Below are 14466 nucleotides of genomic sequence, written 5' to 3'. Positions count from 1 at the left end.
TAAAAGGATTTCTCCTCTCTTATTTGTAAATATTAGAATCTACACAGATTTTAAAAAAAATCCTTTTAATCTGTGGCTGAAAAATTATCAGCATACATTTTTTAAGTTTTTTATATTTGGCTGACAACACGAGTTAAACATATTAAACTTTTTTTTTTAAATCTGTGTTCATTTTTTTCTATTTATCGTCAAAAAAAGAGAAATCCTTTTAACCTGTGTAATCCGTGGCTGAAAAAAAAATATCAGCCAATTAATTTATCAGCATACATTTTTTTAAGTTTTTGAACTTTTGGGTCGATTACAACCTGGCAATACCCGGCTTCCTGATTATTGTTGTAATAATTTTGATGATAATCTTCGGCTTCATAAAACACTTCAAAAGGTTTTAACTCCGTTACAATTGGATCTGCATAAACGGGCTGAACTTCTTCAAAAACTTGTTCCGCAATTTCTTTTTGCGATTCGTCATGATACAAAACTATCGAACGATACTGCGTTCCGCTGTCACCGCCCTGACGATTTAAGGTTGTTGGATCGTGACTTGTCATAAAAACGGTTAGTAAATCATGATATGAAATTATGTCAGAGTCAAAAGTAACCTGAATAACTTCTGCATGACCTGTTCGTCCTGTACATACTTCACGATATGCAGGATTTTTTATAAAACCATCTGAGTAACCAGATTTTATTATCTCAACACCTTTTAAACGCTGAATCACAGCTTCTACACACCAAAAACATCCACCACCAAAAGTGGCTGTTGATAAATTTCCCATAAATGTAAATAGTTTAAAGTTTACATGCCCTATTAATCCGATAGAATATTATGATAATTTATCTAAAAAATCACTGTTTAACTAAAAATATTAAAAGTTTTTTTAAAGTTTGAAGTTTAGAATTGATAAATTCTCAATTTTAGAAAAAAGCAATATATTTGCAGTTAAACACAGGCACAACAAATGAATACCAAAAATAGTACCATCAATCTAGAAACTTATTTTCAGGATTTTAGACAGCATATCGTTGGCATAGATCAGGAATTTATGTCACCTTTTGGCAAAAAAAATATTATTTATACCGATTGGACTGCCAGCGGAAGGCTCTACAGACCAATTGAGGAGAAACTTTTGAATCAATTTGGACCGTTTGTTGCCAATACACATACTGAAACAACTGTGTCTGGAACTGCCATGACAAAGGCATATCACCACGCAAGACATATTATAAAACGTCATACAAACGCAAGTGAAGATGATGTTTTAATTACGGATGGAACAGGAATGACTGGCGTTATCAATAAATTTCAGCGCATTTTAGGTTTAAAAATCCCTGAAAACCTTAAAAATTTCACCACAGTTCCGGCTGAAAAAAAACCGATCGTTTTTATCTCTCATATGGAGCATCACTCTAATCAAACTTCATGGTTAGAAACAATTGCTGATGTTGAAATTATTCCGTCTTGCGAAAAAGGTCTTTTTTGTTTAGACAATCTAGAACTATTATTACAGAAATACAGCGACAGGACTATAAAAATTGCATCGATTACTTCCTGCTCAAATGTTACGGGTTTAAAAACCCCTTTTCATGAAGCAGCAAAATTAATGCACCAATATAATGGAGTTTGTTTTGTAGATTTTGCCTGTTCAGGCCCTTATGTAGAAATTGATATGCATCCTGCAGATTCTGAAGCTTATCTGGATGCGATTTTCTTTTCTCCGCATAAATTTCTTGGCGGTCCAGGAACTTCGGGAGTTTTAATTTTCAATAAGAAACTATACAATAATATGATTCCGGATTGTCCGGGCGGGGGAACAGTGAGCTGGACAAACCCGTGGGGCGAACATAAATATATTGATAATATAGAGGATCGTGAAGATGGCGGGACTCCGGGATTTCTTCAGGTTATTAAAACCGCTTTGGCAATTGAGCTAAAGGAAGAAATGGGAATTGAAAACATTTTACAGCGTGAACACGAAATTGTTGATTTTGTTTTTAGTCAGTTAGATCCAGTTGAAAATATTAAAATTTTGGCTGGTCAGCATAAAAACCGTTTGGGTGTAATTTCATTTTTTATTGAAGATCTGCATTTTAATTTAGGTGTAAAATTATTAAACGACAAATTCGGGGTTCAAACTCGAGGCGGATGCAGTTGTGCGGGAACTTACGGTCATTATTTATTACACGTAGATCAGGAAACTTCTAATAAACTGGTTAATGAAATTACAATTGGTGATTTAATAAAAAAACCAGGATGGATTAGAATGTCAATTCATCCAACTACAACTGATAAAGAAATTGCTTTTGTGTGTAATAGTATTATAGACTTGGCTAAAAACCATAAAACTTGGGCTTTAGATTATTCTTATAATAAAGATACTAATGAATTTGTTCATAAAAACGCTGCTTCATTTGAAGATAAATTAGTGAAGAGCTGGTTTAAATCTTAATTTTATTCTAACTTTTAATTTTAACGCAAAGATTGCAAAGTTCTCTAGTTTAAAAGCAAGTTTTTTTAAGGTCACAAAGCTGGTTTTTAAAATAAATAAAGTAAATAAGCCTGGGAGTTTTAAAACTCTTGGGCTTATTTTTATAATTGATAATCTCAAACTAAATTTTGAGATCTTAAAAAAACTTTTATAAATCAAAAACCTTTGCAATCTTTGCGAAAAAAACCTAAGTGAACTTTGTGTTAAAAAAACACTACGATTTAAACCGGCTTGTCTGCATTATTTAGATTCCTGGAATTTTTTAAGGGAAAGCAAGGCTTGTTCCTGAATTTTTTTATGGAAAAATCCTGTCCAGCCTAGTAAATATCCAGTTGGTCCAAAGGCTTGTTTTGACCATTTCCAGACATCAAAATTATCTGTATGTTTGATGATTAGGCCGTCCTGAAATACGAACTCGGCCGAAACTCTATTTGTTACATTACGATTTGTTTTGCTGAAATTATAGGCCGCAACCCATTTTGCCGAGCCGGTAAATTCATCTGCTTTTACATCAAAGAATTCAATTTTAATGTTTCCTTTGCTTCTAATAAGCAGCATTTCCCACATTTTCAAAACTTGTTCTTCTTTTAATAAACCAAATGCGGGATCAATAAAGTGTATTTTTGGATGATAACATTCTGCCATTGTTTTAAAATCAGAATTGGCAAAAGCAGTATAGAACTTTATAATTAAAGCTTCGTTAGGTGTCATAAATTTGGAAATTAGATTATAAATATAAGATTTATTTTATAAACCTTACATTTTTTTTTATAAACCTTACATTTATAAAATACTAATTTCTTTTGCAGTGTCGTAACTCTTTTTAGATTTATCGTAAGCCGTTGAAAAATAATTCTTTTTGTTATGCGCCGTAAAATATCCCGTTTCGTTACCAAAAGTATTTGATCCGCCATTTATGATAAATCTTACAGCATAAATATCTGTTTTTTTGAGTTTAGCAAATTCGGCAGGAGTAAAATAATAGTAAGAAGCTGTCTTTCCGTCTGCAGATTCCTTTACGTTTTTATCGACACAGGCAATAACATCGGCATTTGCCAAATCTACGTAAAGACCTCCGGCAATTCTGGCTTTATCATTTGAAGTCGCAATAGTAATTTTTAAAATGCCCCCTTTATCTGTTTTTGCAATCTGAATATTAGTTTCGCCCGTAAAAGCATATTTTTCGCAGATAAAAGTATAATCCTGTGTTGCCGAAAAGGGCTGAGATCCTTTTACACTCATAGTCTGCTGGGCATTTGCAAAAAATGAAATAAACAGTAACAAAAGAAGCGGCATTTTTAATTTCATATATTTTTACTTTATTGTTCGGCTATTTTTGCATCAAATTTTTCATCCCAATCCATTGATTTAATAGCAGATATTAAATTTTCTTCATTTACAAAAATACGAAGTTCTTTGTTTGCTACTTTTTTGCTGTATAAAGCGTGGTAGCGGTAAATAACTTCTTGTTTGGTTTTGTAAACGCCGTCTAATTTTAAATCAATAAAACTTCCATAATATTGTCTAAATCTTGTGCAGGTTTTAGTCAATCTTTCTTCGGTCGTGTTTTCTCTAACAGACTGAGTAACTTCGGTTTCATTAAAAGGCTTAAACTTTGATGTATTACAGGTTTCTAAAACTCTTTTGCCTAATTCATAAGCTTTTCTTTGCTGCTCAGAATTAATATCGGCGTTAGAAACTTTTTTAATTTTTAAATCTTCAGTATCTCTGCTTACAGTTTTCGATTTACATCCAATTAATAACAACAAACATATAATCAATCCCGCTTTCTTCATAATCATTTAAGTTATTTTTAATAATAAGTTTGGGTCGGGGCAGTTTTCAATATAAAAATTTAAATCATTTGTGTTGCAGACACCGGGATAATCGCCCCATTTGTCTCCTAAGTTTTTTATAATCTGAAAGTGAACATGAGGTGCGTAATCTCCGTTAACAGTTGAATTTCCTAAAGCTGCAATTTGTTCACCTTTCTTAAAAATTGTCCCAACGGTAAGGTTTTCTATACTTTCTAACGATAAATGTCCGTATAAAGTATAAAATTTCTCGTTTTCTACTTCATGTTCTAATATTATAGTCGGTCCGTAATCTCCTAAACCTTCATTATTTTGAAAACTATGTACTTTTCCGTCAAGCGGCGCTAAAACGGCAGTTGCAGCTTTTGCCCATAAATCAAGTCCAATGTGAATATTTCGTTCCGGAACCGAATCATTTTTAAAAATGGTGCTTCTTTTATATAAGTTACGTCCTTCAATATAACCGCCGTAAGCAACTTCGGCGTTATTATCAGTAAGGTAGGCAAAAATAAAACGCTCAAAATCTGCAGCCGTTTCGGGTTTACTTTCGACTAATTCAGTATTTGTTATGGATAAATCTAAAGGAAGGTATTTTGAAAAATCAATAGAGGCATCAATTATTTTAGTAGGTGGTAAGGCTTTTAATATAGATACAAGGGATTTCATAAAATTAAATTTAGGCTACTTTTTCGATTATTATTAATTCATTATGAACTTCTATGCGGGGCAGCATTTTTGAAGTAAATAATTGTGAGTTTATTTCGGTAATATATTTTCTGTTTCGAACATTATGTGCTTCATCGAGAATCATGGTATTAAATAAAATAAAGCCCTGATCTTTTAGAAGAAAGCAAACTCGTTCGCTAAAAAACTTTTCGAACAAAAAGTTTGGCATATTGGTATCTTCAAAAATATCAATAATTATTAAATTATATCGGTCTTTTGTTTTTAAAACAAATTCAAACGCATCATCAATAATAACTTCAAGCTGCTTTATCTCATTTAGATTAAAATATTGATTTGCAATTTGAATCATATCAGGATCGATTTCAACTCCGGTAATTTTACCTTTATAGTTAATTTCGTCAACAAGGGTTTTTATTACGCTTCCGCCGGCAACTCCCAAAACCAGAATATGATCCATTTTTACTACTTTATCATAACCAATATTTCGAAGGCCATACCTTAATATACGCTGTAAACTTCCGTATGAATAATTTGTGTTTTCAGAATCTAAAACTAATTCTCCATTTGCCCAGGTAATTTCGATTACTTTGCTTCGGGCTGATTTTTTTTTGAAAATTTTAATTGGATATAGATAACTGAATAATTTTTGAATCATTTTGTAATGCTTTTACTCAAAAATACCATTTTAAATCTTTTATTTTGCAAGAAATATTAAATTTTAATGAAGAAAAGACTATACAAATTCATCTTTTTTAAGCTAATGGGCTGGAAGATAGTGGGAATGGAAAATGCTGAAGTGAAAAAATGTATATTAATGGTTATGCCGCATACCAGTAATCATGATTTTTATATAGGTCTTTTAACCCGTGGTATTTCTGGCTTGCAGATGAACTGGGTTGGAAAGAAAGAATTATTCAAGTTTCCGCTTGGTTATTATTTTAGAAACGTGGGCGGTGAACCAATAGATCGCACCGGCGGGTTAAATAAAGTAGATTCTATCGCTGCTATTTTTGATCGTAAAGAAGTTTTTCGTTTGGCTGTTGCACCAGAGGGAACACGAAAAGGTGTAACCGAAATTAAAACAGGATTTTATTATATAGCGCTTAAAGCGAATGTGCCAATCGTTCCCGTAGCTTTTGACTGGGGCAAGAAAGAAGTTAATTTAGGAAAGCCATTTTATCCGACAGGAAATTATGAAGCCGATTGGGAAATTTTAAAACAGCATTATAAAGGTGTTTTAGGAAAAATTCCTGAAAACGGAATTCAGATCTAAATTTTCGACGTTTTTTCAGATTCGTGAGAATCCCTTAAATGAAAATTATTTTTTAAAATTTTCAAATACGCGAAATTTTCAATCTATGGTACATATGCCTTAAAAATTCCATTTTTATAGAAAATTACTATTTTCTCAATTTCGTCTTCTTCAAAACTTAAATTTGTTTTTTTGATCTCGATCGAACTTTTAATTACTGATTTATTTTCTTCGTTATTTATTGGAGTAAATAAATCTTCTCCAGAATAATTTTCATTTGATGAGAAAGGGGAGCCTAAATTTGTATCTGTATTTTGAAAATTTGAAATTGTTACGTTTTCTGATTTAGGAAAATTTCCTTTTCCAATTAAAATCCAATATAAATCCACTTCCGGAAAAACATCCAAAATTTTCATGACAAAATCAAGACTCGGCTTGTTTCTTCCAGAGAGCAGGTGAGACATACTCGAACGCTGCACGCCAATTTTATCTGCAAAAGAAGAGGCGTTTAGTCCGTAATAATCCAGTATAATTTCCAGCCTTTTTACAAAATCATCGATGTTTACCATTGTAAATTCTAATTTAAATCAGACATGTTTACAAATGTAATTAAAAAGATTTGATAATGCAATTTTACAGTTGCAAAATGCTTAAAATAAGCTTTTAATATGTTACTGTTACTTCATGTGAACCCAATTAATATATTGAAATACATGTTTTTACATTTTTATACTTAAAGTAATAACAATTGTTAACCATATTTCGCTTAAAACCATAAAATCTATTATTAAATGTGTTTACATTTCTAAATTTCTCTGATTTTTTCTTGTTTACAATTGTAAAAATAAAGATGTTTACTTTTGTAAACTAATCAAAACACAATGAATTTAGAAGAATTATTTAACCAATACAAAGAGCAGTCAATCGAAGGCCGATATCTAACTTTAGATCACATTAAGCCATTATTAGATAAACTAAATACTGATAATCAAGTTAAGGTTATTGGGAAATCTGTTTTAGGAGAACCTATATATAGTTATGAAATTGGAACAGGAAAAACACGTATATATTTATGGTCTCAAATGCATGGAAACGAAAGTACCACAACAAAAGCACTTTTTGACTTTATAAACGTATTAAACAGCAAGTCTGATTTTGCTGAAAAAATGCTGGCAGCATTTACATTTTATGCGATTCCAATCTTAAATCCGGATGGTGCAAGACTTTATACACGCGAAAATGCTAATAAAATTGACTTAAATCGCGATTCTCAAAATTTAACACAGCCTGAAAGCAACATTTTAAGAGAGGTTTTCGAAACTTTTAAACCTCATTACTGCTTTAATCTGCACGATCAGCGTACTATTTTTGGTGCTGGCGATACTGGCAAGCCTGCAACTGTCTCTTTTTTAGCCCCATCGTATAATGAAGAAAGAGAAGTAAATGAAAACAGACAAAAAGCAATCAATTTAATTGCAGGAATTAACGACGAATTGCAAAAATATATTCCCGGACAAGTAGGAAGATTTGACGATTCATTCAATATAAACTGTATAGGAGATACTTTTCAGTTTTTAGGGGTTCCTACTATATTATTTGAAGCCGGCCATTTTCCTAATGATTACGACAGGGAAATTACAAGAAAATACATATTTTTCTCACTAATTTCAGGCTTCAAACTCATAAGCGAAAACGATTTAGTTGTCAATAGAATTTCTGATTATTTGAATATTTCACAAAATAAAGTCGTTTTTTATGATTTTATGTATAAAAATATCAAAATAAATTATGATGGTATCGAAATTATTACGAATTTTGTCGCACAATACAAAGAAGAATTGATTGAAAATAAGATTCATTTTAATGCTTATATCGTAGAAGCAGGCGAATTGGAAAATTATTTTGGTCATTATGAATACAACGGGAATGAAGCTGTTTACTCTGATGATTATCTTAATATTCCGAAAATGAACCAAAAAGCAGATTTTTATTTAGATAAAAATATTAAATTTGTTAACGGTTTGATAAAAAGTTAATTTTTATGTGAATTTGTTGTTTTTTATATATATTTTTATACTTTGTAATAGCAATTAGTAATATTAATTAAAGAATTATGAGTAAATTTCGTTTAGATGAAGTAGATCACCAGATTTTAGATATGTTAATAGACAATACGAGAGTTCCGTTTACTGACATTGCAAAAAAGTTATTGATTTCTGCTGGTACAGTACACGTTAGAGTAAAAAAGATGGAGGATGCCGGTATCATCATGGGGTCTTCATTAGCCTTAGATTACGATAAATTGGGTTATTCATTTATTGCTTATGTTGGGGTATTCCTTAATAATACATCACAAACTAAATTCGTATTAGAGCGTATCAATCAAATTCCATTCGTAACAGTTGCATCTGTAACGACAGGAAAATTTAATATCTTTTGTAAAATCAGAGCAAAAGATACAAAACACGCAAAAGAAGTTATTTTCATGATTGATGATATCGATGGTGTTTACAGAACTGAAACAATGATTTCATTAGAAGAAAGTATTAACGATAAGAAGCGTTTGATGCATACTATTTTCAAAAATATGTAAGAATTCCTCTTGAATGCTATATTAAAATATAACCTCAAGTTTATTCTTGGGGTTTTTTTATGACCAATTAACCAACCAACTATAAAAGAATTTATGTACACGTTGCCAAAAATAGAACGTTTTAATAAAGACGTTCTCTCTAAATACCACATTTACAATAGTGTTTTCATAACATTACCATTTGATTCTATAGATAATACAGGTGTTTTACTGCCATTATTTACAGAAACGTGCGAAACGGGATTTAAAAAACAGGAAACTCCAAAAGAAATTTTTGATTTCTTTTCAAACAAATTTCTAAACAATGCTTCAGAAACGGAGAAAATCGATCTTATGTTTCGATTTATTCAATATATAGAACGTCAGATTGTATTGTTTGATGCTATCGAAGATGCTGCTTTTCCGGAAGTTAATAATATGGAAGGGCGAGGATCTTTGCGTGATATTAAAGAAAAATCAGATGCAAAAGAAAAAGACGACGAATTAGTTAATTTTTTAGAAAATTTTAATGTTCGTACGGTTTTAACAGCGCATCCAACTCAGTTTTATCCTGGACCGGTTTTAGGAATTATAAACGATTTGACTGAAGCAATTCGTCAGAACGATTTATTGCAGATCAAACAATTATTGGCGCAGCTGGGAAAAACACCTTTTATTCAGCATGAAAAACCAAATCCTTACGACGAAGCTGTAAGTTTAATTTGGTACCTCGAAAATGTATTTTATGCTACAGCCGGAGAAATTGTACATTATCTTCAAAAAAATCTTCACAACGGAAATCCTATTCATAATCAATTGATAAAACTTGGGTTCTGGCCGGGTGGTGACCGTGACGGAAATCCATTCGTTACAACAGAGATTACGCTTAAAGTTGCAGATCGATTAAGAACCTCAATTTTAAAGTGTTATTATGTTGAAATGAGAAACTTAAAAAGAAAGCTAACTTTCTCTGGTGTAGATACTTTGGTATCTGATCTTGAACATAAACTTTACCGTTCTGTATTTTATTCTAATGGTGAAATTTTTATCACTTTAGACGAATTATTAACGCAGCTTAATAAGATTCGAACTATAATTATTGAAAAACATCAGTCTTTATATTTAGATGATTTAGAAGCTCTTTTAGTAAAAATTAATTTATTTGGATTCCATTTTGCAACTTTAGATATTCGCCAGAATAGCAAAATTCACAATGCCGTATTTAAAGATGTTGTCAATTATTACTTAAATTCAGGTTCAGATATTTTTCCAAAGAATTACTATGAATTAACAGAGGATCAAAAAATTGATGTTTTATCAAAAATAAAAGGAAATTTAAACCCTGCCGATTTTGAAAGCGAAATTACAAGATCGACTTTAGAATCTGTACAGGCAATTAAGACTATTCAGAAAAACAATGGAGAAGAAGGCGCTAATCGTTATATTATTAGTAATAACGAAAGTGCCCTAAACGTAATGGAGACTTTTGCAATGATTCGTTTGAACAATTGGGAAAATCCAACAGTTGATATAATTCCGCTTTTTGAATCTGTAGATGATTTACAAAATGCCCATCAAATTATGGAGCAGCTGTATACAAATCCTGAATATTCTAAGCATTTAAAAGCCAGAAGAAATGAGCAGACAATTATGCTTGGTTTTTCTGATGGTACAAAAGACGGTGGTTATTTAATGGCTAACTGGAGTATTTATCAGGCTAAAATTTCGTTGACTGAAATTTCAAGAAAATACGGAATTAAAGCTATTTTCTTTGACGGCCGCGGCGGACCTCCAGCACGCGGGGGTGGTAAAACACATAAATTCTACGCTTCTTTAGGCCCAAAAATTGAAAATAAAGAAATCCAAATTACTGTTCAGGGGCAGACAATCAGTTCTAATTTTGGAACTTTAGATTCTTGTCGCTATAATATTGAAAACTTATTGAGTGCTGGTGTAACTAATCAGGTTTTTAGTAAAGAAAAGAATGAATTATCTGCAGAAGAAACACAAATTTTGACTCAATTAGCAGATTTGGGTTATAATAAATATTTAAGTTTTAAGAATCACCCTAAATTTATTCCGTATTTGGAAAAAATGAGTACGTTAAAATATTATTCTAAAACTAACATTGGAAGCCGACCTTCAAAAAGAAGTAAATCTGAATCTTTAGATTTTGCAGATTTAAGAGCAATTCCGTTTGTGGGTTCATGGAGCCAGTTAAAACAAAATGTACCGGGATTTTTTGGTGTAGGAACAGCTTTAAAACATTTTGAAGAAAGCGGTCAATGGGATAGAGTACAAGATTTGTATCATAACTCTTTATTCTTTAAAACACTTTTAGAGAACAGTATGATGTCATTGGCAAAATCATTTTTACCATTAACGGCCTACATGAGAAAAGATCCTGAGTTTGGTGAATTCTGGCAGATTATCTATGATGAATTCTCTGAAACAAAACGTCTTTTATTAAAAATTGCGGGTCATAAAACCTTAATGGAAAATTATCCTGATGGTATAGCATCAATTCAAATAAGAGAGCGTATTGTACTGCCATTGTTGACAATACAACAATATGCACTATTAAAAATCAATGAATTAAATAAAGAAAATTCGACCAATGAAGAGCTTATCAAAGTATACGAAAAAATCGTAACGAGATCTCTTTTTGGAAACACGAATGCAAGTAGAAATTCGGCTTAATCTTATCTGTAAACTTTAAAATTATAAAAAATGATTGCAAGTCAGTTACTAGAAAATGAATATTCAGGCCATTTTGGTACTTATATCAAAGAAGCCGGTGACGGAAAATTAATCGAAGAATTAGAAATTTCTCTTCATGATTTTATCCGATTTGTTCAGAATATTCCAATGGATAAATTTGATTATCGCTATGCAGAAGGGAAATGGACAATTAAGGATATTATCCAGCATGTTATTGATACTGAGCGTATTTTTGCTTATCGCGCTTTGAGATTTTCAAGAAACGATAAAACGCCTTTACCTAGTTTTGAAGAAGATGATTATGCAAATAATACAGAATCAAATAAAAGAAGTATTCAGGATTTGTTAACTGAATTTTCAGCTTTAAGACATTCAACTTTATTGTTTTACAAAAGTTTATCTGAAGAACAGCTTAAAAGAATTGGGACTGCTTCTAATAATCCGATTTCAGTTCGCGCATTAGGTTTTGTTATGATTGGACATCAAAAACATCATCAAAAAGTTTTTGAAGAAAGATATTTATAAGGTTTAAAATTTTAATAAATTAAGTAACCCGACAGGTTTTAAAAACCTGTCGGGTTTGTAATTTCGACATAAAGAGAATGAGAAAAATTATTTTAATTCTAGTTTTTTTAATCTTGAAGTAATTGAGCCATTATTTCTTCCCAATAAATCAGCTATTTCTTCAACTTTTTTGCCTTCATTAAAAAGATTTGTAAGTTTTAAATCTTCAGCTGAATCCCATTTTTTATAAGCTTCAGTATGTACTAGACGGATTTCCTCAACAGAGTAAGATTTATCTTTGATCTTATTATTATGTTTTTTTTCTAAAAACGCCAAACCAAATCGAATTTTATCATAAGACATTTTTTCTTCAAAGTATTCATAGTATGGTCGTAAAGCACTAGGATTTTCTAATTCTAACTGAGCTTTTTCAATTTCAATAATTTCTTTATCAGAAACAAACTGGCTTAAATCAAAATCATTTCCATCTACATATAATTTTGCCAAATGAGAAACAATCGTGGTTTCTCCCAGATTTCTTTGTCCGGCAATTTCTTCAATAGAAAGTCCATTTTGAAATAGCTCTAAAGTTTTAGCATACGTGCTTTCCTTTTTTTCTTTTTTTACAACCGATTTATTTCTTTGAAATTCAATAATTGCGTTAATAAAATCTGCCCCATATTTTTCGAGTTTTGCTTTTCCAACACCTTCTACAGCAAGGAAATCCTCGTCGCTCATTGGTCTTAAAATTTCCATATGCCTTAACGACGCATCACTGAAAATCACATAGGCCGGAACTTCTTCTTCCTGAGCAATTTCATAGCGTAATTTTCGAAGTGTTTCGAAAAGAGAATTTTTGGCAGCAGTTTTTGCTTTCTCTTGTTTTGCTTCGTTTTTATCAATTACTTTTTTAACAACCGTTGTCAGTTTTACTTTTTCTCCTTCAAATAGAACTTTTTTGGCAAAAGGCGTCAATAAAATTTTGTTATGCTGATGAAAAGCAATTTCACAATATCCTAAATTAATAAGCTGAATCAGGTATTGATTCCAATCGTACCAGGAAATATCGGCACCAATTCCGTACGTTTTTAGCGTTTGATAATTTTTTTCGTAGATATACGCGTTTTTTGAACCTCTTAAAAAGTCTACAATTACAGCTAAAGGCTCAGATTCTTGTAATCTTGTAATCGCCGAAAGTGCTTTTTGCGCGAGAATCGTTCCATCAAAAAATGTTGGGGGATTTTTGCAAATATCACAATTACCGCAGTTTTCTGTAACTAGTTCTCCAAAATAAGAAAGTAGAATTTTTCGTCTGCAGCTTACTGCGTCTGCATATTGCTTCATTCGGTCTAATTTTGCAAGCTGCACATCAGAATTCAACCCTTCTGAAGCAAATTTCTGAAGTTGAATTACATCTGCATAACTTTCAAATAAAACTGTTTCAGCAGGTAATCCATCACGGCCTGCACGCCCGATTTCCTGATAATAACCTTCAATATTTTTTGGTAAATTATAATGGATAACCCAGCGGACATTTGATTTGTCAATTCCCATTCCAAATGCGATAGTAGCGCATACAACCTGACAATCGTCGTTTATAAATTGATCCTGAGTTTTTGCTCGTGTTGTATTGTCTAAACCTGCATGATAAGCTTTTGCAGAAATTCCATTTTTAGATAATTTCTCAGCAAGTTCTTCTGTAGTTTTTCTGCTTAAGCAATAAATAATCCCTGATTCGTTGGGTTTGTTTTCAACAAAATCAATAATTTGTTTTACCCGATCTAATGCTGGTCGTACTTCGAGACTTAAATTTGCGCGATCAAAAGAAGCTACAAAAGTTTTTGGGCTTTTTAAATTTAATTGTTTGGTTATATCTACACGCGTTGCTTTATCGGCTGTTGCAGTTAAGGCTAAAACAGGAGTAGAAGGGAAGCGGTTTTTTAGATAACCTAAATTTGTATATGCCGGTCTAAAATCATGACCCCAAGACGAAATACAATGTGCTTCGTCAATTGCAATTAAACTGATTGTCAATTCGTTAAAGACATTATCTAAATACGATAAACTTTCCGGAGCAATATAAACGAGTTTGAAATTATTCGATTTTAAATTATCGATGTAAAACTGCTGCTCATCAGATGATTGACTACTGTTGATATAACATGCCGCAATACCATTTGTTTTTAAACTGTCGACCTGATCTTTCATTAGAGCGATCAGGGGAGATATAACTATAGTTATTCCCGGTAATATAAGGGCCGGCAGCTGAAAACATATTGATTTTCCACCACCTGTAGGCATAATAGCTAATGTATCCTGTCCGGATAAAATAGTTGTTATTATTGTTTCCTGATTTGGCCTGAATTTTTCAAACCCGAAATTTTCTTTCAGTTTGGCGTGCAGTAATTCTGATTTCATATTGGCGAATAA

14 protein-coding genes are annotated in these 14466 nt (G+C 31.7%); 6 read left to right on the top strand and 8 right to left on the bottom strand.

Going from position 1 to position 14466, the window contains the following annotated elements:
* Window positions 1-242 precede the first annotated feature (242 nt).
* Entirely contained in the window at window positions 243-776 is a 534-nt protein-coding gene (gene msrA, locus AABD74_RS16540) for a peptide-methionine (S)-S-oxide reductase MsrA (protein WP_406843610.1), read from the bottom strand.
* 183 nt (window positions 777-959) lie between these two features.
* Here msrA and AABD74_RS16535 point away from each other — a divergent pair, with 183 nt between their 5' ends.
* Complete coding sequence (locus tag AABD74_RS16535; RefSeq protein WP_232677987.1) at window positions 960-2447, top strand: aminotransferase class V-fold PLP-dependent enzyme; 1488 nt, start codon at window positions 960-962, stop codon at window positions 2445-2447.
* A gap of 279 nt (window positions 2448-2726) precedes the next feature.
* Here the strand turns inward: AABD74_RS16535 and AABD74_RS16530 are convergent, their stop codons facing one another.
* From AABD74_RS16530 to AABD74_RS16510, 5 genes are all read right to left on the bottom strand, one after another.
* Entirely contained in the window at window positions 2727-3197 is a 471-nt protein-coding gene (locus AABD74_RS16530; RefSeq protein ID WP_406843609.1) for a nuclear transport factor 2 family protein, read from the bottom strand.
* Window positions 3198-3269: 72 nt separating this feature from the next.
* Complete coding sequence (locus tag AABD74_RS16525) at window positions 3270-3794, bottom strand: hypothetical protein (RefSeq protein WP_232677991.1); 525 nt, start codon at window positions 3792-3794, stop codon at window positions 3270-3272.
* A gap of 11 nt (window positions 3795-3805) precedes the next feature.
* Window positions 3806-4282, bottom strand: coding sequence for a hypothetical protein (locus AABD74_RS16520; protein ID WP_232678702.1), 477 nt, complete (start codon window positions 4280-4282; stop codon window positions 3806-3808).
* Window positions 4283-4288: 6 nt separating this feature from the next.
* Window positions 4289-4966, bottom strand: a complete 678-nt coding sequence (locus tag AABD74_RS16515; RefSeq protein WP_232677993.1) for a peptidoglycan DD-metalloendopeptidase family protein — start codon at window positions 4964-4966, stop codon at window positions 4289-4291.
* Window positions 4967-4976: 10 nt separating this feature from the next.
* On the bottom strand, window positions 4977-5642 hold the full coding sequence (locus AABD74_RS16510; RefSeq protein WP_232677995.1) for a spermidine synthase: 666 nt from the start codon (window positions 5640-5642) through the stop codon (window positions 4977-4979).
* A 66-nt stretch (window positions 5643-5708) separates the two neighbouring features.
* On the opposite strand from AABD74_RS16510, the gene AABD74_RS16505 reads away from it, so the two are divergent.
* Window positions 5709-6260 carry a 1-acyl-sn-glycerol-3-phosphate acyltransferase gene (locus AABD74_RS16505; protein WP_406843608.1) on the top strand — a complete coding sequence of 184 codons (552 nt, stop codon included), beginning with the start codon at window positions 5709-5711 and terminating at the stop codon, window positions 6258-6260.
* Window positions 6261-6343: 83 nt separating this feature from the next.
* Here the strand turns inward: AABD74_RS16505 and AABD74_RS16500 are convergent, their stop codons facing one another.
* Window positions 6344-6808: a helix-turn-helix domain-containing protein gene (locus AABD74_RS16500; RefSeq protein ID WP_406843607.1), complete on the bottom strand. Its 465-nt coding sequence runs from the start codon at window positions 6806-6808 to the stop codon at window positions 6344-6346.
* A 312-nt stretch (window positions 6809-7120) separates the two neighbouring features.
* On the opposite strand from AABD74_RS16500, the gene AABD74_RS16495 reads away from it, so the two are divergent.
* The 4 genes from AABD74_RS16495 (at window position 7121) to AABD74_RS16480 (ending at window position 12057) form a co-directional block, all read left to right on the top strand.
* Window positions 7121-8275 carry a M14 metallopeptidase family protein gene (locus tag AABD74_RS16495; RefSeq protein WP_232678004.1) on the top strand — a complete coding sequence of 385 codons (1155 nt, stop codon included), beginning with the start codon at window positions 7121-7123 and terminating at the stop codon, window positions 8273-8275.
* A 77-nt stretch (window positions 8276-8352) separates the two neighbouring features.
* Window positions 8353-8832 carry an Lrp/AsnC family transcriptional regulator gene (locus AABD74_RS16490; RefSeq protein ID WP_008468989.1) on the top strand — a complete coding sequence of 160 codons (480 nt, stop codon included), beginning with the start codon at window positions 8353-8355 and terminating at the stop codon, window positions 8830-8832.
* A gap of 93 nt (window positions 8833-8925) precedes the next feature.
* Complete coding sequence (locus tag AABD74_RS16485) at window positions 8926-11511, top strand: phosphoenolpyruvate carboxylase (protein ID WP_232678008.1); 2586 nt, start codon at window positions 8926-8928, stop codon at window positions 11509-11511.
* A gap of 30 nt (window positions 11512-11541) precedes the next feature.
* Window positions 11542-12057 carry a DinB family protein gene (locus AABD74_RS16480; RefSeq protein ID WP_406843606.1) on the top strand — a complete coding sequence of 172 codons (516 nt, stop codon included), beginning with the start codon at window positions 11542-11544 and terminating at the stop codon, window positions 12055-12057.
* Between the two features lie 87 nt (window positions 12058-12144).
* Here AABD74_RS16480 and recQ read toward each other — a convergent pair whose 3' ends face one another.
* Window positions 12145-14454, bottom strand: coding sequence for a DNA helicase RecQ (gene recQ, locus AABD74_RS16475; protein WP_406843605.1), 2310 nt, complete (start codon window positions 14452-14454; stop codon window positions 12145-12147).
* Window positions 14455-14466 lie beyond the last annotated feature (12 nt).

This window comes from Flavobacterium soyae (genome assembly GCF_045348165.1).
In the GTDB taxonomy this organism is placed as follows: domain Bacteria; phylum Bacteroidota; class Bacteroidia; order Flavobacteriales; family Flavobacteriaceae; genus Flavobacterium; species Flavobacterium soyae.
This window is presented reverse-complemented; position numbering and strand designations above follow the sequence as displayed.